A 25,212-nucleotide genomic window follows, 5' to 3' on the forward strand; every position below is an offset into this window, starting at 1 on the left:
GGGCGACCACGGTCGCCCCGCCCCTTTCGTCGTCGTGGACCCGGCCCCGGTACGCGCCGGGCTCACCGGCCGGGCCGTCCGCGCCCGAGGGGGGCCGGGGCACGGCGTGCCCCGGCCCGTCGCGCTCAGCCCCCGGTGGCGCAGCTGCGGCCGGCCTCGGTGACCCGGTAGATGCTGATCCGGCCGATCTTGTGGGCCAGCTCCAGCTTGTCGCTGGACTCCAGCCGCTTGCGTTCGTAGTGCTTGTCCCAGGCGCCGGGCATGTTCCGCGTCCCGACCACCACGTACGAGATGTTGAACCGGCGCACCTCACACCCCGCGGGCCGGGCGTCGGCGTTGTCCACCAGCCAGTTCCACGCGTCCCACCGCCGGTCGTAGTTCTCCGCCGGCAGGCCGGGCAACGGCGGGATGCCGAACAGCAGCGGCACCTCGTAGTCGGCGTAGGCCCAGGTGATGAACTCGTGGTGCCGGTCGTAGGCGACGGTGGCGCCGGGCCGGTTGTTCTCCGCCAGCCACCTGTACGCCTTCTCGTAGGACGCGCCCACCGGTGCCCGGCCCTTGAGCGCGCCGCGCAGCGGCTGCCAGCTCGCCGGCACGGCGGCGAGGCCGAGCAGCACCACCACCAGGACCCCCGCGGCGACCGCCGCCGGCGCCTCCGAGCCGCGCAGCGACCCGGCCTTCGCGGCGACGCGGGTCAGCAGCCACCCGACGGCCAGCCCCAGCACCACCGCACCGGCCACCGCCAGCACCCCGTACACGGGGAAGATCATCGAGCGGACCCGCTCCCGGACGCCGTACCAGAGGCTCGACAGCGTCATCGCGGCGGCCGAGTCGGACGCGGTGGTCCACACCCCGATCGCGGTCCAGACCACCCCGGCCGCGAACCACGGCCGGGCCCAGCGCAGCCGGGGCAGCACCAGGCAGAGCGGGGAGAGCAGCAGGCACGGGATGACGAGCCAGAGGCCGACCTGGATCGTCGGCTCGTTGAGCTGGAAGTCCGCGCCGCCGACCCCCGGATAGGCGAACAGCACGTAGCGCTGCGGGTCGGTGACCCAGTACTCGAACGACTCGCCGTACTTGCCGAGCAGGGCGGGCGGGTTCGACAGCCGCTCGCCGTTGGCGCCGGCCAGCACCCCGAGCAGGGGGAGCAGCGGCACCAGCCCCGCCAGCACCATCGCGCCGGCCGCCGCGGCGACCCGGCGCAGCACCCACCGGCCGCGTACGGCCAGCAGCATGCCGATCGCCAGGACCGCGATGAACAGCACGTCGTAGGTGTGCGTCATGACGATCCCGGCGCCGCACAGGCCGGCGAGGAGGCCCAGCCGGACGGGGTGGGCGCCGCGCGCGGCGAGCGCGATCAGCAGCGCTATCGCCCCGGCCATGCAGGGCGCGGTCTGCTCGGTGATCCGACCCGTGATCACCGACATCCACATCGGGCCGAGCACGGCCGGCGCGGCGGCGGCGCTGGCGGCCACCACCGGCCTGCCGCCGAGGGCCCGGACGCAGGCGTAGACGGCCGCCACCAGCGCGAGCGGCCCGACGAGGATCGACCAGGCGCTCAGCACCGTGCTGATCCGCCCGCCCGAGAGCTCCGCCGCCTGGGCCCAGGAGACGTTCGCCGCGAGCGGGTAGAAGGAGCAGGACAGCGCCGGTTCGGTCGAGCCGCTGGTGCAGGCCGAGGAGATCAGCACGCTGTCGGTGTCCATGATCCGCCGGGTGAGGAAGCCGTGGTTCATGGCGTCCCAGCCGGGCGGGGCGACGAGCCGGCCCAGCATCAGCCAGCCGAAGGCGACGCTGATCGCGGCGGGGATCGCGATCCCGATGACGTCGGCGCGGCCGGGGCGTACCGCCGGCAGTCGCAGCCGGGTGAGCCGGGCCCGCCACCCGGCGTCGGCCGGCGCGTCGGCCGGCCGGCCGTCGGCGTCCCGGCTGTCGGCGTCCGGCTCGACCAGGCCGCGGGTCACCAGCCGGGAGGCGAGCACCGCGAGGCCGGCGAGCAGCACCTCGGCGGCGAGCACCGCCAGCGGACCGTCCGGCAGGCCGAGTTGCGGCAGCCATGTCATGGCGAGGGTGACCAGGCCCAGGGTCAGCGCCGGGGCGGCGGCCCAAGCCGCCCACCGGTAGCGGCCCGGGGGCAGGGCGAATCCGAGCAGCGCGCCGGGCACGACGGCGACGGCGAGCGCGATGAGGGTGGTCAATCCGTGGATCCTTTCCAACGGAACACGCGGTTCCCCCGCGACGGCTGGTGGTGGAGCCGTGACGTGGCCGCCCGTGCGGCCACCCGGACGGCGAGCGGCCGGACCAGTATAGGAACGGACGCCGGGCGCGCTGCCTCGGCAAACCCGCGGTTCTCCGCCCGCCGTCACCCGCGTCGCTTTTGCGGTGGATCATCCCGGCCTGAAGGCAGCCGGGGCCGGGAGGGAGCAAATCGTCCCGGTGTGGCGGTACCCGAGCGATACCGGCGCGTTCCTTCGCGTTAAGGTCTGACCGGCGTGGTGGCGGGTGGCCGCGGACGCCGGCGCCGTCGCTGGTCGACGACGATGGGTGGACAGGCGGTTCGACCGCGACCTCCGTCCCGTCGCGGCCCGGCGGGTGTGCCGGTGGCGTCCCGGCGCGCCGACGGTCGCCTGAGCGGGGGACCCCTGCCGTCACGGCGCCAGTGACGGTCGGTGAGCCAGTCGTCGATCTCGTAGGGAGCTAGTCCTTGTTCGGCAAGTTGATGGGACCGGCGGGAGTCGCCGCCCGCGGCGCGCTGCTGCTGCTGGCCTACCTCGTCATGCTCGCCGCCGGCGCCTTCGGTTGGGTCGGCGTCTTCGCCGTCGCCGGGCTCGCCGCGCTCGCCGGCGAGTACGCGCTCGCCCGCTGGTCGCCCGCCACCCACACACTGCTGGAGAAGGTCGGCCTGCGGGGCGACTACCGCCAGCTCGCCCGCGACCTCGCGGTCGTGCTGCTGGTGGTGGCCGAGGTCCGGCCCGACGCGACGGAACTCGGCCTGATCCTGGTGCTGCCGTCGACGGTCTGGCTGATCTCGGTCTTCGCCGGCGCGCTCGCCACGATGATCGACCGGCGCAACCCCCAGTCGGCGCTGGTGCGCAACATCGAACTCGGCCCGATGCGCGCCGCGCCCCGCCCGCCGGACTGGGCGGCCTGGCTCGCCGGCGACCGGCTGGCCCTGGTCAACGTGGTGCTGGCGCCGGCTGCCGTGTTCGCGGCGGTGCTCGACAGCGCCGCGCCGGTGCTCGGCGCGGGCGCGGTGGCCGTGCTCGCCGCCGCGCTGGTCGGCGCGATCATCGCGCTGACCTGGCTGCGCGGCCGGGGCATGGGCCAGAGCCCGCTGCTGCCGGCGGTGCAGCGCTGGCTGGACAGCTACCGGCCGCAGGTGGCCCTCTACTTCGCGGGCCCGGCCAAGGACGTCTACCAGGCCAACATGTGGCTCGCCCCGACCGAGGCGCTCGACCAGCGCGCGGTGGTGCTGATGCGCAGCCGGGAGGCGTTCTTCGAGCTGGCCGACACCCGGCTGCCGGTGATCTGCGTGCCGGCCGGCGTGGACTTCATGAACCTCGAACTGGGCAGCGTGCGCGCCGCGCTCTACGCCGCGAACGTCGGCGCGAACATCCACATGCTCCGCGAGCCCGGCATGAAGCACGTCTTCGTGGGGCACGGCGACAGCGACAAGCAGGCCAGCGTCAACCCCTACAGCAAGGTGTACGACGAGGTGTGGGTCGCCGGTCTCGCCGGGCGGGAGCGGTACGCCCGCGCCGGGGTGGGCGTGCTCGACTCCGACATCGTCGAGATCGGACGGCCGCAGCTCGCCGGGGTGCACACGTTCGGCGCCGAGTCGGTCGACCGGCCGTTCACGGTGCTCTACGCCCCGACCTGGGAGGGGTGGCTGGACGACGACCCGTACCACACCTCGCTGGTGCTGATGGGCGAGCGGATCGTCAAGGGACTGCTGGCCACCACGCCCGCGGTCCGGCTCATCTACAAGCCGCACCCGCTGACCGGCTCCCGCGCCAAGGAGGCCAAGGCGGTGCACGAGCGGATCGTGGAGCGGATCCGCGCCGCCGGCGGCGACCCGGACGCGGCCTCCCTGGACGGCACCCGGCACCTCGTGGTGACCGGCCGGACGCCCGCGCTGTTCGACTGCTTCAACCAGACCGACCTGCTGATCAGCGACGTGTCCAGTGTGGTCTCGGACTTCGTGCAGAGCCAGCGGCCGTACGTGGTGGCCAACCCGGGCGGCCTGCCCGAGGACGAGTTCCGCCGGGACTACCCGACGTCGCGGGCCGCGTACCTGCTCTCCCGCGACTGCGGGGAGCTGGAGAAGATCGTGTCGGTGACCCGGGCCGGCGACGACCCGATGACCGAGGCCCGGCGGGAGCTGAAGACCTACCTGCTCGGCCCGGCCGAGGCGAACCCGATGGAGCGGTTCCGGGAGGAGATCTCCCGGCTCTGCCGCTGAGCGGCGACGCACACCCGCGACGGCGGTGGACGGGAGCGCCCGTCCACCGCCGTTCGTCGTCGGGGAATCCCTGCGGGATCAGCCCTGCCGCCGCGGCGGGTTGTCCACGTCGCGGGAGACGACCTCGCCCCGCTCGTCGACCCAGCCCTTCGGCCGCGCCGGGTTGCCCGCCACGAGCTGGTACGGCGCCACGTCCCTGGTGACCACGGAACCCGCCGCGATCATCGCGTACTCGCCCACCTCGATGCCGCAGACCAGCGTCGCGTTCGCGCCGATCGACGCGCCCCGGCGGACCACGGTCGGGGTGATCTTCCAGTCCGGGTTCTGCGCGCGGGGGCGGAAGTCGTTGGTGAAGACCGCGCACGGCCCGACGAACACCTCGTCCTCCAGGGTCACGCCCTGGTAGACGGAGACGTTGTTCTGGATCTTGACCAGGTCGCCGACCGTGACGCCGGCGTCGACGTACACGTTGCGGCCGATGACGCAGCCGGCGCCCACCTGGGCGGTGGACCGGATGTGGGCCAGGTGCCAGACCTTGGTGCCGTCGCCGACCCGGGCACCCTCCTCGACGTCGGCCGTCGGGTGGACGAAGACGGAGGGGGACGGGGAACTGCTGTCAGTCATCCTTCAACTCGCATGGGTCGCAGGGCGCGCCGGGCGCCGTCGGTGACCCGCGTTCGGCGTACGCCGCAAGCGGCGGCCGCCCGCGCGGATCCGGGCTGCCGCGCCGGCCCCGGGCACGGGAAGTCAGGTCGGGGCGCGCGGACTCGCCGTAGCATAACGACCCGCTCAGCGCAGCAACGCCGCCACCGCGTCGGCGACCGGCACGTCCGCCGGCAGCGCGTCGGCGGCCACCACCGCCGGCACCGGCAGCGGCCCGTAGAGGTGGGGGAAGAGCGCGCCGCCGCGCGAGGGCTCCCAGCGCAGCGCGTCGCCCAGCCGGGCCGGGTCGACGGTGAGCATGGTCAGCCCGGTGGCGCCGGCGAAGACCCGCCGCGCGGTCTCGACCACCTGGTCCGGCCCGGAGAGGTGGATGAAGCCGGACTGCGCGTCCATGGCGGTGCCGGCGAAGTGCCCCGCGGCCAGGGCGTCGTCCCACTCGACGGTCGGCAGCAGCTTGTAGATCACCCCGGCAGCCTACGCACGACCGGCCCGGTTTTCCGCGGTACGGCCGCGCCGGCGCCCCGCCGGCCGGCATGCTCGGGTGGAGCCGCGGAGGGGTGGGCGATGGAGAGCTACGACGACGACTGGACCGACAGCCAGCGGGCGCTGTACGACGAGTGCTACCGCGCGGGCGGCGAGTGGGCCGGCGACCCGGACACCCCGACCGAGGACGTGCAGCACGTGATCAACCTGGGCCAGGCCGACGACGACACCCTCGGCGACGCCGAGACCGACTACCCGCCGCTGGTCGACGCGGTCACCCAGGCCACCGGCGAGAACGTCACCAGCGTGCCGGCCAGCCACCACGACCCGGGTTTCCGGGGCTTCGTCGACGGGGTCCGGGACGCCACCGCCGACGAGGTCTTCGGGCTCTGACCCCGGCCCGCCGTCGCTCCCGGCGGGGCCGGCACGGCCCGGGCGGCGGCCGACGCGGGGCCTACCCTCCCGCTCTCCGCCGCCTTCTGCCACCATTCGGGTCGACAGATCGACGGATTGGGGGCCCCGGGTGCGGATCCTGCTGGTCGAGGACGACCGTCGGGTGGCCGCCGCGCTCTCCGCCGCCCTCACCCGCCGGGGGTACGAGGTGGAGCACGCCGCGACCGTCGCCGCCGCCCTCTCCGCCGCCCCCTGCGACCTGGTGCTGCTCGACCTGACCCTGCCCGACGGGGACGGCACCGACCTGTGCCGGGAGCTGCGCCGGCGCAGCAGCCAGCTCGGCATCATCGCGGTGACCGCCCGGGGCGAGGAGCGGGACCGGGTGCTCGGCCTGCGGCTGGGCGCGGACGACTACGTGGTCAAGCCGTTCTCCATGACCGAGCTCCAGGCGCGCATCGAGGCGGTGCTGCGCCGCGCGGCGCACGCGCTGCCCGAGCGCAACCTGATCGAGGCCGGCCCGGTACGCATCGACGTGGCCGCGCGGACGGTCGCCGTGGCCGACCGGCCGGTGGCGCTGACCCGCAAGGAGTTCGACGTCCTGCTCTCACTGGCCCGGCAGCCCGGGGTGGCGGTGCCCCGCGAGCGGATCCTGCTCGACGTCTGGGGCACCACGTGGGGCGACGGGCACACCGTCGAGGTGCACGTCGGGTCGCTGCGCGGCAAGCTGGGCGACCCCCGCCTGGTGGAGACCGTCCGCGGGGTCGGCTACCGGCTGCGCGGCGAGTGAGGCGGGGCCGTGCGACGTCGACTGGTGATCAGCTACCTGCTGCTGATGGTGCTGGTGCTGATCGCGCTGGAGACCCCGCTCGCGGCCACCCTGGCCACCCGGGAGACCGACCGGGTACGCGCCGACCGGCTCGCCGACGCCACCCGGTTCGCCTCGCTGGCCGGCCCGGCGCTGCGCGGCGGCACCCCCGGCCCGCTCGACAACGAGCTGCGCAGCTACGACGACCTGTACGGGATCGGCGCGGCGGTGGTCGACCGGGACCGCCGCACGGTGACGGCCTCGGAGAACTGGCGGCCGGCCGTGGGGATCCGCGAGGCGCTGGACACGGCGCTCTCCGGCCAGCAGGCCAGCGGACCGGAGTCGGTCTGGCCCTGGGTCGACCGGCCGATCGTGGTGGCGGTGCCGATCAACGACGGCGGTGAGGTGCTCGGGGCGGTGGTCACCGCCACCCCGTCGGACGACGTCCGGCGCGCCGTCACCGTCTGGTGGCTGGTGCTGGCCGGCACGGGGCTGCTCGCCGTGCTGGCCTGTGTGCTCACCGCGTTCGGGCTGGCCGGCTGGGTGCTGCGCCCGGTCACCGAGCTGGACGCGGTCACCCACGAGATCGCCGAGGGGGACCGCGGCGCCCGGGTGCAGCACAGACTCGGCCCGCCGGAACTGCGCCGGCTGGCGGCCAGCTTCAACCACATGGCCGACGCGGTCTCCGACGTGATGGACCGCCAGCGGGCGTTCGTCGCGCACGCCAGCCACCAGCTGCGCAACCCGCTGACCGCGCTGCGCCTGCGGGTGGAGGAGCTGGGGCCGAGCCTGACCGACCCGGACGGGCGGGCCGAGCACCGGCTGGCCCTGGAGGAGACCGACCGGCTCGCCCTGGTGCTGGACGCGCTGCTCACCCTGGCCCGCGCCGAGCGGCGGGAGAACCAGCGGGTCACCGTCGACGCGGCGGCCGTGGCCGCGTCCCGGGTCGCCGCGTGGGAGCCGCTCGCCCGGCACCGGTCGGTCGCCCTCCGGCTGGTGGCGGAGGACGCCCCGGCGTACGCGCGGACCGTGCCGACCGCCATCGACCAGGCCCTGGACGCGCTGATCGACAACGCGGTGAAGTTCAGCGGCGCCGGTGGGAAGGTGACGGTGACCGTGCGACGGCACGAGGGCGGGATCGCGCTGGAGGTCCGGGACACCGGCCCCGGCATGACGGAGAGCCAGCTCGGCCAGGCGACCGAGCGGTTCTGGCGGGCGCCGGAGGTGCAGAACGTGGACGGCGCGGGGCTGGGCCTCACCATCGTCGCCGTGCTGGTCGACGCCTCGGACGGGCGCCTCACCATGCGCCGGGGCGCGCCGCGCGGCCTGGTGGCCGGCCTCTGGTTCCCGGCCCCGACCGACCCGCTCGACCCGACGGACGCGACCGGGGCGGTCGCCGGCGGGGGCGGGTCAGGGTTTGGCGGCGCGGTACCAGTCGACGGCGCCGGGGTGCAGCGGTAGCGGGGCGGTGGCGATGGCCGAGCGGGGGCTCATCCGGCCGGCGGCCGGGTGCGCCGCGGCCAGCTCCTGCCGGCGTTCCATCAGCAGCCGGGTCACCTCCCGGACCAGCGGCTCCGGCAGGTCGCCCCGGACGATCAGGAAGTTCGGGTTGGCCACGGTGGTGACCGGGTCCGTGCCGTACACCGAGCGCGGGATGTCCCGGGACACGTAGACCTCGGGGTTGCTGTCGCGCAGCGGCTCGGTCCACTCGCCGAGGTCGATGATCCGGGTCGCGCTGTCGTCGGCGAGCTGCTTCACCGCGGTGACCGGCAGCCCGCCGGAGAAGAAGAACGCGTCGATCGTGCCGGCGCGCAGCGCCGCGACCGAGTCGTCGAGGCCCAACCGCTCCCGGCGTACCCCGTCGCCGCCCAGGCGGGCCACCTCCAGCAACCGCGAGGCGGTGATCTCGGTGCCGGACCCGGGAGCGCCCACGGAGACCCGCCGGCCGCGCAGGTCGGTCAGCGTGCGGATCGGGCCGCCGGCGGTGGTGACCAGGTGCAGCAGGTCGTCGTAGACGCGGGCGACCGCGACCACGGACGGGTGTGCCGCCGGCGCGGCCGGCAGCACGTCGGCCTGGGTGAAACCCAGTTCGGCCTCGCCCGAGCCGACCAGCCGGACGTTCTCCGCCGAGGCGGCGGTGACCACCACGCTGGCGTGGACGTTCGGCAGCTCCCGGTTGAGGATGTCGGCCAGCGAGCGGCCGAAGGCGTGGTAGACCGCCGTCGGGCTGCCGGTCGCGATCCGGATCGGCACCGGCGGCTCGGGGGAGTCCCGGCAGGCGGCGAGGCCGGGCAGCGTCACCAGCAGCAGCAGCGACAGCAGCGCCGCCGGGCGGCCTGGGCACGGGCGGGCGCGGCGGGACCGGGTTCGACTCACGCGCTGCACTCTGCGCCGCGCGGGCCGTCGCCGCAACCCGCCGTCGGCGGGGGCCGGGCCGCGGGCCCGACGCCGGGCCCCACCCGGCGGTCAGGCCGGTTCGGTCGCCCTGGCCGCCTCCAGCGCGGCGCTGTGCAGGATCCGCTCGCGGTCCGGGCCGTCGGCGACGCAGACCAGGAAGCATCCGGTGCCGGGGCGCAGCAGCGCCGGGACGTCCAGCAGGGCGGCCCCGCGCACCAGGACGGCGGCCAGCTCCCGATCGGCGAGCCGGACGCCGAGGATGTGCCGGCGGACGTGCCGCCCCCCGGCGAGCAGGGCGGCCCGCCAGGCGGCCGCCGCCAGCCGGGGCCGCCACACCCGCCGCGCCGTGGACGCGCCGGGGAACGGTCCGCCCAGCAGCTCGCGCCGGCCCTGCCGCCAGCCGGCCTCCAGCATCCGCGCGTACGCCGGGCGGTGCGCCGGCGGCACGGACAGGCGGTGCAGCTCGTAGCGGCGGCGCAGCCCGCCGACGGTCACCTCGTGCTCGATCGGGACGTCGAGGCGGCCGAGCAGTTGCCGGAACCGCTGCGCGGCCTCCTCCCGGTTGAACTCGACAGCCGCCGGACGGAGGTGCGGCACCGGGCGGCGGGCGCCGGCCGCCGCCGGCGGGGGCGTGCAGCGCAGCAGGCAGGCGGCCTCGAACGCGTCGGCCAGGGTCAGCCAGTCCAGCGGCGGCGGGGTCGACGGCAGGGGTGGCCGGTCGAGCAGGATCGGTTCGGGAGCCAACTCAGGCACTCCTTGTCGGCGTCGGGGATCCCCCTACCGTGACCCGAAGACGCCGACGAGGAAACCGATCGGCCGCAGCCTTGAGGAAATCTTGCGGCAGCCCTACAACTCGGTGACGACCACGTCGACCTGGCGTGGCCGGCCGGTCGGGCCGGGCTGCTCCAGCACCGTGTACTTCAGGTCCCGCAGCGCGGCCACCAGCCCGTCGGCCGAGCGCGGCCGGACGCCCGCGGTCAGCAGGTCCCGGACCAGCCGGCCCTTGGTCGCCTTGTTGAAGTGGCTCACCACCGAGCGGACGGGCGCGCCGTCGACCTCCCGCTCGTGCAGCACCCGGACCGTCACGGTGCGGGCGGCCACATCGCCCCGGGGCGTCCAGGTGGCCGCGTACGCGCCGGAGCGCAGGTCGAGCACCGGCCCGGCGCCGGCCACCGCGTCCATCGCCGGCGCGAGGGCCCGCCGCCAGTACGCCGACAGCGCGCCGACCCCCGGCAGCCGCGCCCCGATCGGGCAGCGGTAGGGCGGGATCCGGTCGGTGAGGCGGACCGCGCCCCAGAGGCCCGAGCTGATCAGCACCGACCGGCGGGCGGCGCGCTGCGCCGCCGGCGGGAGCGAGGCGAGGTCGAGCGCCTCGTAGAGCACCCCCGTGTAGAGCCGGCCGGCGGGCGCGGTGGCCGCCGCCCGCAGCCGGGCGTTGCGCCGCAGCTCGCCCCGCTGGCCCTCGCTGAGCCCGAGCGCCTCGCGGGCCGCCTCCTCGTCGCCGGCGCTGAGCGTCACCAGGGCGGACAGCACCTCCTCCCGCGCGCCGGTCAGCTCCGGCAGGGAGAGCCGGGCGGGGTCCAACCGCCGGCCGGTGCCGGCGTCGGCCTTCCCCTCGGAGGGCGGCAGCAGGATGAGCATCGGGTGGACTCCTCGCCTCGGCACGGCGTCCGCGCGCCGGTCCGGCCAGCGTACGGCCCGTCCCTACCGCCACGGCCGCACCGGCGTCTGCGGGTGGTACACGCGATACCCGCCGACCTCGGCGCGCAGCGCGGCGTCGGCCCGGTCGCCCAGCAGGGCGCGCAGCCGCCGCTCCGCCGCCGAGCCGGCCTCCAGCACGTACCCCGGCCGGTCGGCCCGCCCCACCTGCCGCCAGTACGCGGGGTAGCGGTTCTGCCCGGGGGTGAGCTCGCCGTCGAGCACCGCGCACACCACCTTCTCGGCCGTGTTGAAGATCAGCCGGTTGCAGGTCCAGTAGTCCCCGTACACCTCGTGGGGGCCGTCGGCGCGGAGCCGATCGGCCAGCTCGCGGGCCTGCCGCTCCTCGACCCGGGACGCCCCGGCACCGGAGACGGCGAACAGCACGGTGACCACCAGCGTGGTGGCGGTCAGCGCGGCGAGCGCGGCGGTGGCGAGCGCCCCGGCCAGCCGGCCGAGCGCCCCGACCGTGCCCCGCCAGCAGGCGACCGCCGCCAGCCACAGCGGCCACAGCACCGCCGGCAGGGAGAGCTGGAGCACCGACAGGTACCGGGCGTTGTCCAGCGGGCTGGTGGCGGCCAGCGGGCTGCGCACGTACGACAGCAGGGTCAACGCCGCGCCGACGACCAGCGCGAGGTGCACCACCGGGCCGACCCGCCGGGCGGGCGGGGCGCCGGCGGAGCGGCGGTACGCGACCACGGCGAGCGCGGCGGCGACCGCCAGCAGCACCGGGTAGAGCAGGCCGAACCACTCCTGCCCGCGGGTGCAGCCGTCCACCGGGCAGAGGCCGGCGGCGAGCGGCACCCCCTCCAGCAGCCCGCCGTCGAGCCGCCGCGGCCACGTCGGCGCCGGCCCGGCCTTCGTGCTGATCTCGCGGAACACCGACAGTGAGTCCTCGCCGGGCGGGGCGACCAGGTTGTCCCTGATCATCGGTGCGATCCCGACGGCGAACCCGGCCAGCAGCAGCGCCCCGGCCCAGCCGAGCAGCTCCCGGCGGGCGACCCAGAGCAGCGCCAGGGCGGCCGCCGCCAGGTAGGGCAGGATCAGCCAGTCCGACCAGGCGGCCACCCCGGCGAGCAGGCCGAAGAGCCCGGCGGCCAGCCGGCGGTGCCGCACCGTCCCCCGGGCGAGCCCCACCACGACCAGCAGCATCAGCAGCACCGCCGCCTTGACCTCCGGCCGGCCGCCGACCACCGTCAACTGGTCGCGGACCACGCGCTCCCCGCCCAGCGCCAGCAGCCCGACGACGAACGTGGCGAACCAGGGCGAGCAGATCCGCCGGGTCAGCCGGTGGATCAGCCAGAGGAAGAGGGCGTAGAGCAGCACCAGCGGCAGGCGCAGCAGCGGCCAGCTCGGCCCGGCCGCCGCGATCAGCGGGGCGGCCAGGTAGGACTCCAGCATTCCCATGTAGCGCTGGCCGTAGAGGAAGACGGGCAGCTCGCGGCCCTGGGCGATGTGCAGCGCGGCCAGCCCGAAGGTGGCCTCGTCGCTGTTGGAGACGGGCACCGTGCACAGCGTCAGGACCAGCCGGTAGCCGACCCCGGCGAGGCCGAACAGCAGCGCGACGAGCGCCGGCCGGTCGAGCCGCGGGCGCCACCGCCCACGCTTGCGTACTGGTTGCGACACGACCAACGCCCCCGTCGTCGTCCCGACCGGAGTGTTTCACGCCGCCGGGGCCGGGCGGGGCGGATCGGTCCAGCCGGCCGCCGACGGAGATCGCCTCGCGTGGCCGAGGTCGCCGGGTTGTGGCAGGGTTGCTGGCGTGCCACCCACTCCCGCCGGCCAGTTGGCCGTACCCCACCTGCACCGGGCCGCGCGGCTCGAGGACGCCGTGCATTCGCTGGTCGAGCGTCGGTTGCGGCGCACCGGCTGGCGGACGAACGTCATCGCGTACGCCGGCTACGGCGCGCCCGGTTGGGCGCGGGTGATGTGCCGGGTGCTGCTGGGGCGGCCGGACACCCGCCAGCGGGGCCGGCTGGAGAAGGTCCGCGGCTGGCGCAGCTTCACCACGCTGCCGGCCAAGCACGTGACGGTGACGATCGAGGCCGGCGGGGTGCGCCACGAGGCGCGCGCCGACCGCAGCGGCTTCGTCGACACTGTGGTCGAGGCGGACCTGCCGCCCGGCTGGTGCTCGGTGCGGATCAGCCTGCCCGACGCGGAGCCGGTCGAGGCGCCGGTGCGCATCCTCGACCCGGAGGTGCGCTTCGGCATCCTCTCCGACATCGACGACACGGTCATGGTCACCGCGCTGCCCCGCCCGCTGCTCGCCGCCTGGAACACCTTCGTCCTCGACGAGCACGCCCGGGCGGCGGTGCCCGGCATGGCGGTGCTCTACGAGCGGCTGGCCACCGCGCACCCCGGCGCCCCGGTCTTCTACCTCTCCACCGGGGCCTGGAACGTCGCGCCGACGCTGACCCGGTTCCTGTCCCGGCACCTCTACCCGGCCGGGCCGCTGCTGCTGACCGACTGGGGACCCACCGCGGACCGCTGGTTCCGCAGCGGCCGGGAACACAAGCGGGCCACCCTGGCCCGGCTGGCCAAGGAGTTCCCGGACGTGAAGTGGCTGCTGGTCGGCGACGACGGGCAGCACGACCCGGAGATCTACCGCGAGTTCGCCGCCGCCCACCCGCAGAACGTGGCGGGGGTGGCCATCCGCCGCCTCTCGCCCGCCCAGTCGGTGCTGGCCGGCAGCCTGCCCGCCCCGGCCGGCAGCTCCTCGGCCGGGCCGGTGGGGCAGAAGTGGCTCTCCGCGCCCGACGGGGCCGGGCTGTGGAAGCTGCTGCGCGACGCGGGCCTGGTCTGATCCCCCTCACGTCGACGGGCGAGGTCCGCCGGTTGCTCCGGGCGACGGTCTGGAATGCTTCACCCATGCCTTCCTTCCCGCCCACCTTCGCCGACCAGGTCGTCGCGCTGCCGGCCCGTGCCCAGTTCGAGGCGTTCCTCGACGAGCACCGCGGCGCGCTCAATGGCTGCCTGGACGGGCTGACGGAGGAACAGGCACGTCGGTCGTTGGTGGCCTCCCAGACCACGCTGCTGGGTCTCGTGAAGCACGCGACGTTCGTCGAGAAGGTCTGGTTCGACGAAGCCGTCACGGGCCGGTCGCGCGCCGAGATCGGCATCCCCGAGACGTCGGACGAGTCGTTCATCCTCGATGACGACGACACGATCGCCACCGTCCGGCAGGCACACCGCGAAGCCTGCGAGGCATCCCGCCGCGCGACGTCCTCCCTGGGCCTGGACGACATCCTTCACGGGCACCGGCGGGGTCCGCTTCCGCTGCGGTGGGTGTACCTGCACGTGCTGCGCGAACTCGCCCAGCACTGCGGGCACGCGGACATTCTTCGAGAGCAGCTCGTCAACGAATAGTGCGCGGACGGTGAAATGTGTGAAGGATACTTGCGGAAAGAGGTGGCAACGCTGAACATCTTTTCGTGCGTAGAGACTATGGTCGATTCCTACCCGGTGCGGCGCTGGTAGCGGCGCTGGCGCTCGGCGCGGCCGTCCCCACGGGCGTCCCCGCCTCCCGGCCCACCGTGCCCGACGCGGTGCCGGTCGCCGCCCAAGCGGCCTGCGCGACCGACCCGGCCACCCCGAAACGGCAGTTCCGCGCCATGTGGATCGCCAGCGTGGCGAACATCGACTGGCCCAGCCGCCCCGGGCTCACCCCGGCCACCCAGCAGGCGGAGTACCGGTCCTGGCTCGACCTGGCCCGGCAGCAGCGGATGAACGCCGTCGTCGTGCAGATCCGGCCCGCCGCCGACGCGTTCTGGCCGTCGACGTACGAGCCCTGGTCGCAGTGGCTCACCGGCACCCAGGGCGCCGACCCCGGCTACGACCCCCTGGCCTTCATGGTGGCCGAGGCGCACGCCCGGAACCTGGAGTTCCACGCCTGGTTCAACCCGTACCGGGTGGCCAACCACACCGACCTCAGCAGGCTGGCGGCCGGCCATCCGGCCCGCCGGAACCCGGGCTGGGCGGTCGCCTACGGCGGTCACCTCTACTACAACCCCGGCATCCCCGCCGTCCGCGCCTTCGTGCAGGACGCGATGATGGACGCCGTCCGCCGCTACGACATCGACGGCGTGCACTGGGACGACTACTTCTACCCGTACCCGGTCAGCGGCGTCGCCTTCCCCGACCAGGGCACCTACGCCCAGTACGGCGCGGGCTTCGCCACCGTCGCCGACTGGCGGCGCAACAACGTCAACCTGCTGGTGCAGGAGATGGGCGCGCGGATCCACGCGGCGAAGCCCTGGGTGAGGTTCGGCATCAGCCCGTTCGGCATCTGGCGCAACGCCGGCACCGACCCGCTTGGCTCGCGCACCACCGGCCTCCAGTCGTACGACGCGATCTACGCCGACACCCGCCGCTGGGTGCGCCAGGGCTGGATCGACTACATCGCCCCGCAGCTCTACTGGCACATCGGCTTCGCCGCGGCCGACTACCCGGAACTGGTCCGCTGGTGGTCCGAGACGGTGAGCGGCACCGACGTCCAACTGCTCGTCGGGCAGGCCACCTACCGCGCGGGCGCGGCGGGGCAGGACGCGGCCTGGCAGGATCCCGCCGAGCTGACCGACCACCTGACGGTCAACCGCGCGTACCCCCGCGTCGTCGGCGACATCCAGTTCAGCGCCAAGGACGTGCGCGCCGACCGGATCGGCGCGGTCAGCCGGCTGGTGGCCGACCACTACCGCCGCCCGGCGCTGGTGCCCCTCGCCGCCGGGCTGGGCGGCGCCGCGCCCGCCGCGCCGACCCTGACCTCCGCCGTGCGCGGCACCGGCGGGGTGACCCTGAGCTGGCAGCGCGGCGCCACCGGCAGCACCACCGCGTACGCCGTGTACCGGCTGCCCGGCGACGGCGCCGTCGTCGACCCCTGCGACCTCGCCGACGGCCGGCACCTGCTCGGCACGGTCCGCGCCGCGGGCAGCACCGGCACCTTCACCGACGCCACCGCCGCGGCCGGCTCGACGTACCGGTACCTGGTGACCGCGCTGGACCGGCTGCACCACGAGAGCGCGACCAGCAACGTGCGGCTGGTCACCGGCGCCGGCGCGACGTTCGGCGTGGTCGTGGACAACGCCACCGCCGGGGGCTTCACCGCCGCCGCCACCTGGGGCACGTCGTCGTACTCCCCGGCGCGCTACGGCGCCAACTACCGGTACGCCAGCCCGCAGACGGTCAGCGACCCGGCCTGGTTCAGCGCGGCCCTGCCCGCCACGGGCAGTTACCGGGTGGAGGTCTGGTACCCGGCCGACCCCGGCTACAACAGCGCCACGCCGTACCTGGTGGCGACCGCGAACGGGAACGTCACCGTCACCGTGGACCAGCGCGCCGGCGGCGGGCAGTGGCGGGTGCTCGGCACCTACCAGCTCGCCGCGGGGGAACGCCCGGTCGTCGGGGTGAGCCGGTGGACCAGCACGCCGGGCTACGTCGTCGCCGACGCCGTCCGGATCACCCGGCTCTGAAGCGGTCCGGCCGGGGGCACCCCCGGACGGACCGCGCGGTCAGTCCTGGCGGAGCCAGAGCACGCCGAGCGGGGGCACCTGGAGCGCGGCGGACGCCGGCATCCCGTGCCACGGCACGGCCTCGGCGTGCACCTCGCCCAGATTGCCCACCCCCGAACCGCCGTAGTGGTGCGCGTCGGTGTTCAGCACCTCCGCCCAGGTCCCGCCGGCGGGCAGCCCGATCCGGTAGTCGTGCAGCGGCCGGGCGGAGAAGTTCGCCACGCAGACCAGGGTGGAGCCGTCGGGGGCGATCCGGACGAACGAGACGGCGTTGTTGGCGACGTCGTCCCCGGCGATCCAGCGGAAGCCGGCGGGCTCGGTGTCCTGCGCCCAGAGCGCGGGGGTGTCCCGGTAGACGGCGTTCAGGTCGCCGACGAGGCGCTGCACGCCGGCGCGGGCCGGGTCGTGCAGCAGGTGCCAGTCGAGCCCGCGCTCCTCGCTCCACTCCCGGTCGTCGGCCAGCTCGCAGCCCATGAAGAGCAACTGCTTGCCCGGGTGCGCCCACATGTACGCCAACAGGGCGCGGACGTTCGCCAGCCGCTGCCAGGTGTCGCCGGGCATCTTGCCCGCGAGGGAACCCTTGCCGTGCACCACCTCGTCGTGGCTGATCGGCAGCACGTAGTTCTCGCTCCAGGCGTACGCCAGGGAGAACGTGAGCTGGTGGTGGTGGTGCTGCCGGTAGATCGGGTCCTTCGAGGTGTAGAGCAGGGTGTCGTGCATCCAGCCCATGTTCCACTTGAAGCCGAAGCCGAGCCCGCCGGCGTCGGTGGAGCGGGTCACCCCCGGCCAGGCGGTGGACTCCTCGGCGATCAGCACCACCCCGGCGTGGTGCTTGTAGACCGTCGCGTTCACCTCCTGCATGAGCGCGATCGCCTCCAGGTTCTCCCGGCCGCCGTACCGGTTCGGCGCCCACTGCCCCTCCTGGCGTGAGTAGTCCAGGTAGAGCATCGAGGCGACCGCGTCCACCCGCAGCCCGTCGACGTGGAACTGCTCGCACCAGTAGAGCGCGTTGGCGACCAGGAAGTTGCGCACCTCCCGGCGGCCGAAGTCGAAGACGTACGTGCCCCAGTCGGGGTGCTCGCCGCGGCGCGGGTCGGGGTGCTCGTAGAGGGCGGTGCCGTCGAAGCGGGCCAGCGCCCACTCGTCCTTCGGGAAGTGCGCCGGCACCCAGTCGAGGATCACGCCGATCCCGGCGGCGTGCAGCCGGTCCACCAGGTACCGGAAGTCGTCCGGGTCGCCGAAGCGCGACGTCGGCGCGAAGTAGCCGGTGACCTGGTAACCCCAGGAGCCGCCGAACGGGTGCTCCATCACGGGCAGGAACTCCACGTGGGTGAAGCCCAGCCCGGTGACGTACTCGGTCAGCTCCTCGGCCAGCTCCCGGTAGCCCAGCCCCGGACGCCAGGAGCCCAGGTGCACCTCGTAGACGCTCATCGGCTCCTGGTGCGGCTGCCGCCGGGCCCGCCGCTCCAGCCAGGCGGCGTCGCCCCACTCGTACGCGGAGTGGTGCACCACCGAGGCGGTGGCCGGCGGCACCTCGGCGTACGCCGCGAGAGGGTCCGCCTTGTCCCGCCAGTGCCCGTCGGCGCCCAGGATCCGGTACTTGTAGCGGGCGCCGGCCCGGACCCCCGGGACGAAGATCTCCCACACCCCGCTGGAGCCGAGCGAGCGCATCGGCCAGCCGTCGTCGGGCGCCCAGCCGGTGAAGTCGCCGACCACCCGCACGCCCCGCGCGTTCGGCGCCCAGACCGTGAACGCCACGCCCTCGTCGAAGACGCGGGCGCCGAGGGCCTCCCAGAGCCGCTCGTGCCGGCCCTCGCCGATCAGGTGCAGGTCCAGCTCGCCGAGGGTGGGCGGGTAGCGGTAGGGGTCGTCGTGCACCCGGCCGTCGACCTCGATGCGGTAGTCGAGCACCTCGCCCGGCACCGTCGCCTCGAACACCCCGACGTCGTGCGCCCGCCGCATCGGGTACCGCTCGCCGCCGACCAGGACGGCGACGTCGGCGGCGCCCCGGCGCAGCGTGCGGATCACCGTCCGCCCGTCGGCGGGGTGCGCGCCGAGGACGGCGTGCGGGTCGTGCGTCGCGCCGGCGATCAGCTTGTCCATCGGGCGTCGTCCTTCTGCGCGGGAGCGGTGGGGGCGGTGCCGCCCGAGAGGTCGTCGGGCACGCTCTCGACGGTCAGGTCCGGCGCCGCCGACGCCGGGACCGCCGGGCCGGCCGGGGCGGCGGGCCGCCGCACGGTCAGCACGTGCGCCGGTTGCAGGTACGGGTCGAGGCGTACGGCGTTGCGCTGCCCCCAGTCGTAGCTGGCGCCGGTCAGCTCGTCGTGCACCGTGAACCGGTCGTGCCAGTCGAAGCCGAGCGCCGGCATGTCCAGCGTGGTGTTGCCCCACTGCACACCCTGCGGGTCGAACGAGCAGACCACGATGACCGTGTTGCCGGTGTCCGGGTCGTGCTTGGACCAGCAGAGCAGCGCCGGGTTGTCGATGTCGTGGAAGCGCAGGTTGCGGAGCTGGTGCAGGGCCGGGTTCTCCCGGCGCACCCGGTTGAGGGTGGCGATGAACGGGGCCAGCGAACGGCCCTGCGCCTGCGCGCCGGCCCAGTCCCGGGGGCGCAGCTCGTACTTCTCGTTGTCGAGGTACTCCTCCGCGCCGGGGCGGGCCACGTGCTCGAACAGCTCGTAGCCGGCGTACATGCCCCAGGAGGGGGAGAGCAGCGCGGCCAGCACCGCCCGGATCTTGAACATCGGCGGACCGCCGTGCTGGAGCGAGGAGTGCAGGATGTCCGGCGTGTTCGGCCAGAAGTTCGGCCGCATGTAGTCGGCCGCCGCGACCAGTTCCTCGCAGTACGCCCGCATCTCCGCGGCCGAGGTGCGCCACGTGAAGTACGTGTACGACTGGGTGAAGCCGATCTTGCCCAGCCCGTGCATGATCGCCGGCCGGGTGAACGCCTCGGCGAGGAAGAGCACGTCCGGGTCGACCTTCTTCACCTCCGCGATCAGCCAGTGCCAGAAGTCGAACGGCTTGGTGTGCGGGTTGTCCACCCGGAAGATCCGGATGCCCTCGCCCACCCAGTGCAGCACCACCCGCAGGATCTCCGCCCGGATGCCCTCCGGGTCGTTGTCGAAGTTCAGCGGGTAGATGTCCTGGTACTTCTTCGGCGGGTTCTCCGCGTACGCGATGCTGCCGTCGGCCCGGGTGGTGAACCACTCCGGGTGCTCGGTGACCCACGGATGGTCCGGCGCGCACTGCAACGCCAGGTCCATCGCCACCTCCAGGCCCTGCTCGGCGGCGGCGGCGACGAAGTCCCGGAAGTCCTCCGGCGTGCCCAGGTCGGGATGGATGGCGTCGTGGCCGCCCTCCGCCGCGCCGATCGCCCACGGCGAGCCGACGTCGTCGGGCCCGGCGGTCAACGAGTTGTTGCGACCCTTGCGGTTGATCCGGCCGATCGGGTGGATCGGTGGCAGGTAGAGCACGTCGAAACCCATCGCGGCGACCCCCGGCAGGCGCTCGGCGGCGGTGGCGAACGTGCCGGAGCGGGCCGGCGCGTCCACGGTGGCCGGGATCGCCCCCTCCGAGCGGGGGAAGAACTCGTACCAGGCGGAGAAGAGCGCCCGCGGGCGGTCCACCCAGAGCCGGTGCTCCTCGCCCGTGGTGACCAGCTCCCGGACCGGGTGGTCCCAGAGCAGGCCGGCCAGCTCCAGCGCCGGGGCGACCCGCCGGGGCAGCGGCAGCCGCTCGTCGCGCAGCGCCCGCGCCGCCGCCGTCACCCGGTCGACGTCGGCCGCCGGCACCAGCTCGGCGGCGGCGTCCAGCACCCGCGCGCCCTCGGCCAGGTCGTTGGCCAGGTCCTCCGGCCCCTGCCCGGCGGCGATCTTCTTGGTGACCGCGTTCTGCCAGGTCAGGTACGGGTCCTGGAACGCCTCGACGGCGAAGACCCACTCGCCGACCGCGTCCGGGCGGATGACCGCGTGCCAGCGGTCCTGGCCGGGCTCGCCGGGACGCATCCGGGTGAACGGCCGGGCCCGCCCGTCGGGGCCCAGCCACACCACGTTGCAGCCCAGCGCGTCGTGCCCCTCGCGGTAGGCCCGGGCCGACACCGGCACCGGCTCGTCGACCACCGCCTTGGCCGGGTAGCGACCGCAGGAGACGACGGGGGAGACGTCTTCGATCGGAAACCGTCCAGTCACCCCGCCAACCTACTGCGCGAGATCAGTTCGCGCGCGGCTCAGCCGGCGGCGCCCACCGACCGGTACACCTCCAGCGTCCGCTGCGCCACGGCGTCCCAGGAGAACTGCTCGACCGCCCGGCGCCGGCCCGCCAGCCCGAACCCGGTGGCGCGCTCCGGGGCGGCCAGCACCTCGTTGATCCGCGCCGCGAGGTCGGCGACGAACCTGCCCGGGTCGAGCGGCCGGCCGGAGCCGTCGGACGCCTGCTCGATCGGCACCAGCAGCCCCGTCTCGCCGTCGACGACCACCTCCGGGATGCCGCCGGTCGCGGTGGCCACCACCGCCGTCTCGCAGGCCATCGCCTCCAGGTTCACGATGCCCATCGGCTCGTAGACCGAGGGGCAGACGAAGACCGTCGCGTGCGTGAGCACCTGGATCACCTCGTGCTTGGGCAGCATCTCGGCCACCCAGATGACGCCCGAGCGGCCGGCCCGCAGCTCGGCCACCAGGCCCTCCACCTCGGCGGCGATCTCCGGGGTGTCCGGCGCGCCGGCCAGCAGCACCAGCTGGGTGTCCGCGGGCAGGTCGCGCGCCGCCCGCAGCAGGTACGGCAGCCCCTTCTGCCGGGTGATCCGCCCCACGTACACGACGCTCGGGCGGGCCGGGTCGATGCCGAGCCGGTCCACCACGTCCGTGTCGTGGTCCGGGGCGTACTGCGCCGTGTCGATGCCGTTGTAGACCACCCGGACCCGCTCCGGGTCCACCGCCGGGTACGCGGTGAGCACGTCACGCCTCATCCCCGCGCTGACCGCGATGACCGCGTCGGCGGCCTCCACCGCCGTCCGCTCGCACCAGGAGGAGAGCGCGTAGCCGCCGCCGAGCTGCTCGGCCTTCCACGGCCGCAGCGGCTCCAGGCTGTGCGCGGTCACCACGTGCGGCACCCCGTACAGCAGCTTCGCGGTGTGCCCGGCCAGGTTGGCGTACCAGGTGTGGCTGTGCACCACGTCGGTGCCGGCGCACCCCGCGGCCATCTCCAGGTCCACGCCCATCGTGCGCAGCGCGGCGTTCGCGCCGGTCAGGCCCGCCGGTTCGGCGTACGCGGTGACGCCCGGCTCGCTGCGCGGCGCGCCGAAGCAGTGCACCCGCACGTCGGCGAGCCGGCGCAGCTCCCGGGCCAGGTACTCCACGTGCACCCCGGCCCCGCCGTAGACCTCCGGCGGGTACTCCCGGGTCAGCAGATCGACGCGAAGGTGTGCGGATTCCGTCATCTTGCGCACCCTAGTGCAGGAGTGTGCTCGTACGAGTGGTGAAGTGCCCGGCGGATGGTTAGCGTCTGGACATGGCTGCCAAGGTGCTCGCGATCGTCCTGGCCGGCGGAGAGGGCAAGCGCCTCATGCCGCTCACCACGGACCGGGCCAAGCCGGCCGTCCCGTTCGGCGGGATGTACCGCATGGTCGACTTCGTCCTCTCCAACCTGGCGAACGCCGGCTATCTGAAGATCGTCGTGCTGACCCAGTACAAGTCGCACTCGCTGGACCGGCACATCACCAAGACGTGGCGGATGTCGACGCTGCTCGGCAACTACGTCACACCGGTGCCGGCGCAGCAGCGCCGCGGGCCGTGGTGGTTCGCCGGCTCCGCCGACGCGATCTACCAGAGCTTCAACCTGATCAACGACGAGCAGCCGGACTACGTGATCGTCTTCGGCGCCGACCACATCTACCGGATGGACCCCCGGCAGATGGTGGAGGACCACATCGCCTCCGGTGCCGGGGTCACCGTGGCCGGCATCCGGCAGCCGCTGTCGATGGCCGATCAGTTCGGCGTCATCGAGGTCGGCGAGGACGGCCGGCGGATCCGGGCGTTCCGCGAGAAGCCCACCGACGCGGTCGGCCTGCCCGACGCCCCCGACGAGATCTACGCCTCGATGGGCAACTACGTGTTCACCACGAAGGCGCTCTGCGAGGCGGTCGAGCGCGACGCGGAGGACAAGACGAGCAAGCACGACATGGGCGGCAGCATCATCCCGATGCTTGTGGAGCGGGGCGAGGCGAACGTCTACGACTTCCGCGACAACGAGGTGCCGGGCAGCACCGACCGGGACCGCGGCTACTGGCGCGACGTGGGGACGCTCGACTCCTTCTACGACGCCCACATGGACCTGATCAACGTGCACCCCGTGTTCAACCTCTACAACTTCGAGTGGCCGATCTACACGGCGCAGCCGCCGTACCCGCCGGCGAAGTTCGTCCACCAGTGGGGCGAGCGGGTCGGCCGCGCGGTCGCCTCGATGGTCTCGCCCGGCGCGGTGATCTCCGGCTCGCTGGTGGAGAACTCGATCGTCTCGCCCAAGGTGAAGGTGCACTCCTGGGCGCACGTGGACGGCGCGGTGCTGATGGAGGGGGTCGACATCGGCCGGCACGCGGTGGTCCGCCGGGCCATCCTGGACAAGAACGTGATCGTGCCCGAGGGCGCCGAGATCGGCGTCGACCTGGAGAAGGACCGGCAGCGCTACACCGTCTCCGACAACGGCATCGTGGTGATCGGCAAGGGACAGAAGGTGGAACCGTGAGCAGTCACCCCCGGGCCGGTCAGCCCGCCCAGCCCGCCGACCTGGTCGACGTGCCGCGGCTGGTGACCGCCTACTACGCCGAGCACCCGGATCCGCAGGACCCGGCGCAGCAGGTCTCCTTCGGCACGTCCGGGCACCGCGGGTCGAGCCTGCGCAACGCGTTCAACTCCGACCACATCCTCGCGGTCACCCAGGCGCTCTGCGACTACCGGCGGGAGCGGGGCCTGGACGGCCCGCTCTTCCTCGGCCGCGACACCCACGCCCTCTCCGCCCCGGCCGCGGTCGACGCGCTGGAGGTGCTCGCCGCCAACGAGGTCACCGTGCTGTTGGACAGCCGGGACGGCTACACGCCCACCCCGGCGGTGTCGCACGCCATCCTGACCCACAACCGGGGGCGTACCAGCGGGCTCGCCGACGGCATCGTGATCACCCCGTCGCACAACCCGCCCGACGACGGCGGCTTCAAGTACAACCCCACCCACGGCGGGCCGGCGGACACCGACGTCACGAAGTGGATCCAGGACCGGGCCAACGCCCTGCTGGCCGACGGGCTCAAGGAGGTCCGCCGGATCCCGTACGCGCGCGCCCGGACCGCCGACACCACCGGGTCGTACGACTTCCTCGCCGGCTATGTCGACGACCTGCCGGCGGCGATCGACGTGGACGCGATCCGCGACGCCGGGGTGCGCATCGGTGCCGACCCGCTCGGCGGGGCGAGCGTCGCCTACTGGGGCGAGATCGCCGAGCGGCACCGGCTGGACCTGACGGTGGTGAACCCCGCCGTCGACCCCACCTGGCGGTTCATGACCCTGGACGGCGACGGCAAGATCCGGATGGACTGCTCGTCGCCGAACGCGATGGCCTCGCTGATCGCCGCCCGCGCCGACTACCAGGTCTCCACCGGCAACGACGCCGACGCCGACCGGCACGGCATCGTCACCCCCGACGGCGGCCTGATGAACCCCAACCACTACCTGGCGGTGGCGATCGCCCACCTGTTCCGCACCCGGACGAACTGGGGTCCGGCCGCCGCGGTCGGCAAGACCCTGGTCTCCTCCTCGATGATCGACCGGGTCGCCGCCGACCTGGGCCGGCCGCTGCTGGAGGTGCCGGTCGGCTTCAAGTGGTTCGTCCCCGGGCTGCTCGACGGAGCGGTCGGCTTCGGCGGGGAGGAGAGCGCCGGCGCGTCGTTCCTGCGCCGCGACGGGGGCACCTGGACCACCGACAAGGACGGCATCCTGCTCTGCCTGCTCGCCGCCGAGATCATCGCCACCACCGGCCGCACGCCGAGCCAGCACTGGGCGGACCTGGCCGAGCGCTTCGGCGCGCCCGCGTACGCCCGGATCGACGCGCCGGCGAGCCGGGAGCAGAAGGCCGTGCTCGGCAAGCTGTCGCCGGAGCAGGTGACCGCCACCGAGCTGGCCGGCGAGCCCATCACCGCGACCCTCACCGCCGCGCCGGGCAACGGCGCGCCGATCGGCGGGCTCAAGGTCACCACGGAGTCCGGCTGGTTCGCCGCCCGGCCGTCGGGCACGGAGGACGTCTACAAGGTCTACGCGGAGTCCTTCCAGGGCCCCGAGCACCTGGCCCGGATCCAGCAGGAGGCGAAGGAGCTCGTCACCGACGTGCTCAAGCACACCTGAGCCCCTGGTCGCGTCTGCCCGCCTCGCCCGGACTGTCTCGCCCCGCCTCGCCCGGACTGTCTCGCTGTCTGCCGCTCGCCGCCTGCTGCTGGCGGTCTGCGGCCTGCCGTCGGCTGTCTGCCGCTCGCCGTCCGCGGTCTTGGCCGTCCCGGCCCTTTCGAGCTGAGTCGTTTGCGACATCAGGCCACGGTTCGGGCAGGGACGCCTCCGGGGCCCTGCCGGGAACCCGAGCTGCGTCGGTCGGCCAACAGGTGCGCGAATCGTTGACGACATCAGCTCGAAAGGCCGTCGAGGACGAGGTGGGCGTGCCGGGCAGGCGAGCGGAAATGCTGGATGTGTCGGCGTGTCAGGCGAGCGGACGTGCGGGATGTGTGGCGTGTCAGGCGCATGCGGGACCGGGTGGGGAGGACGGTCGGAGGGGCGGGC

At 74.3% G+C, this 25,212-nt stretch carries 19 protein-coding genes; 9 read left to right on the top strand and 10 right to left on the bottom strand.

From position 1 onward, the window contains the following. Nucleotides 1–125 precede the first annotated feature (125 nt). Nucleotides 126–2,198, bottom strand: coding sequence for a DUF6541 family protein (locus ACSNOB_RS24610; protein ID WP_436688792.1), 2,073 nt, complete (start codon nt 2,196–2,198; stop codon nt 126–128). A 506-nt stretch (nt 2,199–2,704) separates the two neighbouring features. Between ACSNOB_RS24610 and ACSNOB_RS24615 the strand changes: the two genes are divergently transcribed. Then, nucleotides 2,705–4,462 (top strand): CDP-glycerol glycerophosphotransferase family protein, encoded by a 1,758-nt coding sequence (locus tag ACSNOB_RS24615; protein WP_436688793.1) that lies wholly within the window; start codon nt 2,705–2,707, stop codon nt 4,460–4,462. Nucleotides 4,463–4,540: 78 nt separating this feature from the next. Here the strand turns inward: ACSNOB_RS24615 and ACSNOB_RS24620 are convergent, their stop codons facing one another. Next, nucleotides 4,541–5,086: an acyltransferase gene (locus tag ACSNOB_RS24620; RefSeq protein WP_393110191.1), complete on the bottom strand. Its 546-nt coding sequence runs from the start codon at nt 5,084–5,086 to the stop codon at nt 4,541–4,543. Between the two features lie 165 nt (nt 5,087–5,251). Beyond that, nucleotides 5,252–5,590, bottom strand: a complete 339-nt coding sequence (locus ACSNOB_RS24625; protein WP_393110189.1) for a DUF952 domain-containing protein — start codon at nt 5,588–5,590, stop codon at nt 5,252–5,254. Nucleotides 5,591–5,689: 99 nt separating this feature from the next. Here ACSNOB_RS24625 and ACSNOB_RS24630 point away from each other — a divergent pair, with 99 nt between their 5' ends. The 3 genes from ACSNOB_RS24630 to ACSNOB_RS24640 all read left to right on the top strand — a co-directional run bounded on the left by ACSNOB_RS24630 (nt 5,690) and on the right by ACSNOB_RS24640 (nt 8,267). Next, nucleotides 5,690–6,001 carry a hypothetical protein gene (locus tag ACSNOB_RS24630; RefSeq protein WP_393110187.1) on the top strand — a complete coding sequence of 104 codons (312 nt, stop codon included), beginning with the start codon at nt 5,690–5,692 and terminating at the stop codon, nt 5,999–6,001. 130 nt (nt 6,002–6,131) lie between these two features. Next, on the top strand, nt 6,132–6,788 hold the full coding sequence (locus ACSNOB_RS24635) for a response regulator transcription factor (RefSeq protein WP_436688794.1): 657 nt from the start codon (nt 6,132–6,134) through the stop codon (nt 6,786–6,788). A gap of 9 nt (nt 6,789–6,797) precedes the next feature. Further along, nucleotides 6,798–8,267 carry an ATP-binding protein gene (locus ACSNOB_RS24640; RefSeq protein ID WP_436688795.1) on the top strand — a complete coding sequence of 490 codons (1,470 nt, stop codon included), beginning with the start codon at nt 6,798–6,800 and terminating at the stop codon, nt 8,265–8,267. Here the strand turns inward: ACSNOB_RS24640 and ACSNOB_RS24645 are convergent. From ACSNOB_RS24645 to ACSNOB_RS24660, 4 genes are all read right to left on the bottom strand, one after another. Then, nucleotides 8,217–9,191, bottom strand: a complete 975-nt coding sequence (locus tag ACSNOB_RS24645; RefSeq protein ID WP_436688796.1) for a TAXI family TRAP transporter solute-binding subunit — start codon at nt 9,189–9,191, stop codon at nt 8,217–8,219. The two genes, ACSNOB_RS24640 and ACSNOB_RS24645, sit on opposite strands and share 51 nt — an antisense overlap. Nucleotides 9,192–9,272: 81 nt before the next feature. Then, a complete protein-coding gene (locus ACSNOB_RS24650) occupies nt 9,273–9,947 on the bottom strand; it encodes a hypothetical protein (protein WP_436688797.1) in 675 nt (224 codons plus the stop codon). 102 nt (nt 9,948–10,049) lie between these two features. Beyond that, complete coding sequence (yaaA, locus tag ACSNOB_RS24655) at nt 10,050–10,844, bottom strand: peroxide stress protein YaaA (protein WP_436688798.1); 795 nt, start codon at nt 10,842–10,844, stop codon at nt 10,050–10,052. 63 nt (nt 10,845–10,907) lie between these two features. Continuing rightward, a complete protein-coding gene (locus tag ACSNOB_RS24660) occupies nt 10,908–12,527 on the bottom strand; it encodes a hypothetical protein (RefSeq protein WP_436688799.1) in 1,620 nt (539 codons plus the stop codon). Nucleotides 12,528–12,663: 136 nt separating this feature from the next. Here ACSNOB_RS24660 and ACSNOB_RS24665 point away from each other — a divergent pair, with 136 nt between their 5' ends. From ACSNOB_RS24665 to ACSNOB_RS24675, 3 genes are all read left to right on the top strand, one after another. After that, a complete protein-coding gene (locus ACSNOB_RS24665) occupies nt 12,664–13,704 on the top strand; it encodes an App1 family protein (RefSeq protein ID WP_436688801.1) in 1,041 nt (346 codons plus the stop codon). A 65-nt stretch (nt 13,705–13,769) separates the two neighbouring features. After that, on the top strand, nt 13,770–14,267 hold the full coding sequence (locus ACSNOB_RS24670) for a DinB family protein (RefSeq protein WP_436688803.1): 498 nt from the start codon (nt 13,770–13,772) through the stop codon (nt 14,265–14,267). 245 nt (nt 14,268–14,512) lie between these two features. Then, the gene (locus ACSNOB_RS24675; protein WP_436688815.1) at nt 14,513–16,366 is read left to right on the top strand and encodes a family 10 glycosylhydrolase; all 1,854 of its coding nucleotides are present in this window, start codon (nt 14,513–14,515) and stop codon (nt 16,364–16,366) included. Between the two features lie 39 nt (nt 16,367–16,405). Here the strand turns inward: ACSNOB_RS24675 and glgB are convergent, their stop codons facing one another. The 3 genes from glgB to glgA are packed head-to-tail and all read right to left on the bottom strand — an operon-like array spanning nt 16,406 to nt 21,839. Continuing rightward, nucleotides 16,406–18,508 (bottom strand): 1,4-alpha-glucan branching protein GlgB, encoded by a 2,103-nt coding sequence (gene glgB / locus ACSNOB_RS24680; protein WP_436688805.1) that lies wholly within the window; start codon nt 18,506–18,508, stop codon nt 16,406–16,408. Continuing rightward, nucleotides 18,496–20,592 (bottom strand): maltotransferase domain-containing protein, encoded by a 2,097-nt coding sequence (locus tag ACSNOB_RS24685; RefSeq protein WP_436688807.1) that lies wholly within the window; start codon nt 20,590–20,592, stop codon nt 18,496–18,498. Before ACSNOB_RS24685 ends, glgB begins: the two co-directional genes overlap by 13 nt. A 38-nt stretch (nt 20,593–20,630) precedes the next feature. Continuing rightward, on the bottom strand, nt 20,631–21,839 hold the full coding sequence (gene glgA / locus ACSNOB_RS24690) for a glycogen synthase (RefSeq protein WP_436688809.1): 1,209 nt from the start codon (nt 21,837–21,839) through the stop codon (nt 20,631–20,633). Nucleotides 21,840–21,910: 71 nt separating this feature from the next. Between glgA and glgC the strand changes: the two genes are divergently transcribed. Then, nucleotides 21,911–23,143, top strand: coding sequence for a glucose-1-phosphate adenylyltransferase (gene glgC / locus ACSNOB_RS24695; protein ID WP_436688811.1), 1,233 nt, complete (start codon nt 21,911–21,913; stop codon nt 23,141–23,143). Beyond that, nucleotides 23,140–24,786, top strand: coding sequence for a phosphoglucomutase (alpha-D-glucose-1,6-bisphosphate-dependent) (gene pgm, locus ACSNOB_RS24700; protein ID WP_436688813.1), 1,647 nt, complete (start codon nt 23,140–23,142; stop codon nt 24,784–24,786). Before glgC ends, pgm begins: the two co-directional genes overlap by 4 nt. Nucleotides 24,787–25,212: the final 426 nt, after the last annotated feature.

The organism is Micromonospora sp. URMC 106, from assembly GCF_051386395.1.
In the GTDB taxonomy this organism is placed as follows: domain Bacteria; phylum Actinomycetota; class Actinomycetes; order Mycobacteriales; family Micromonosporaceae; genus Micromonospora.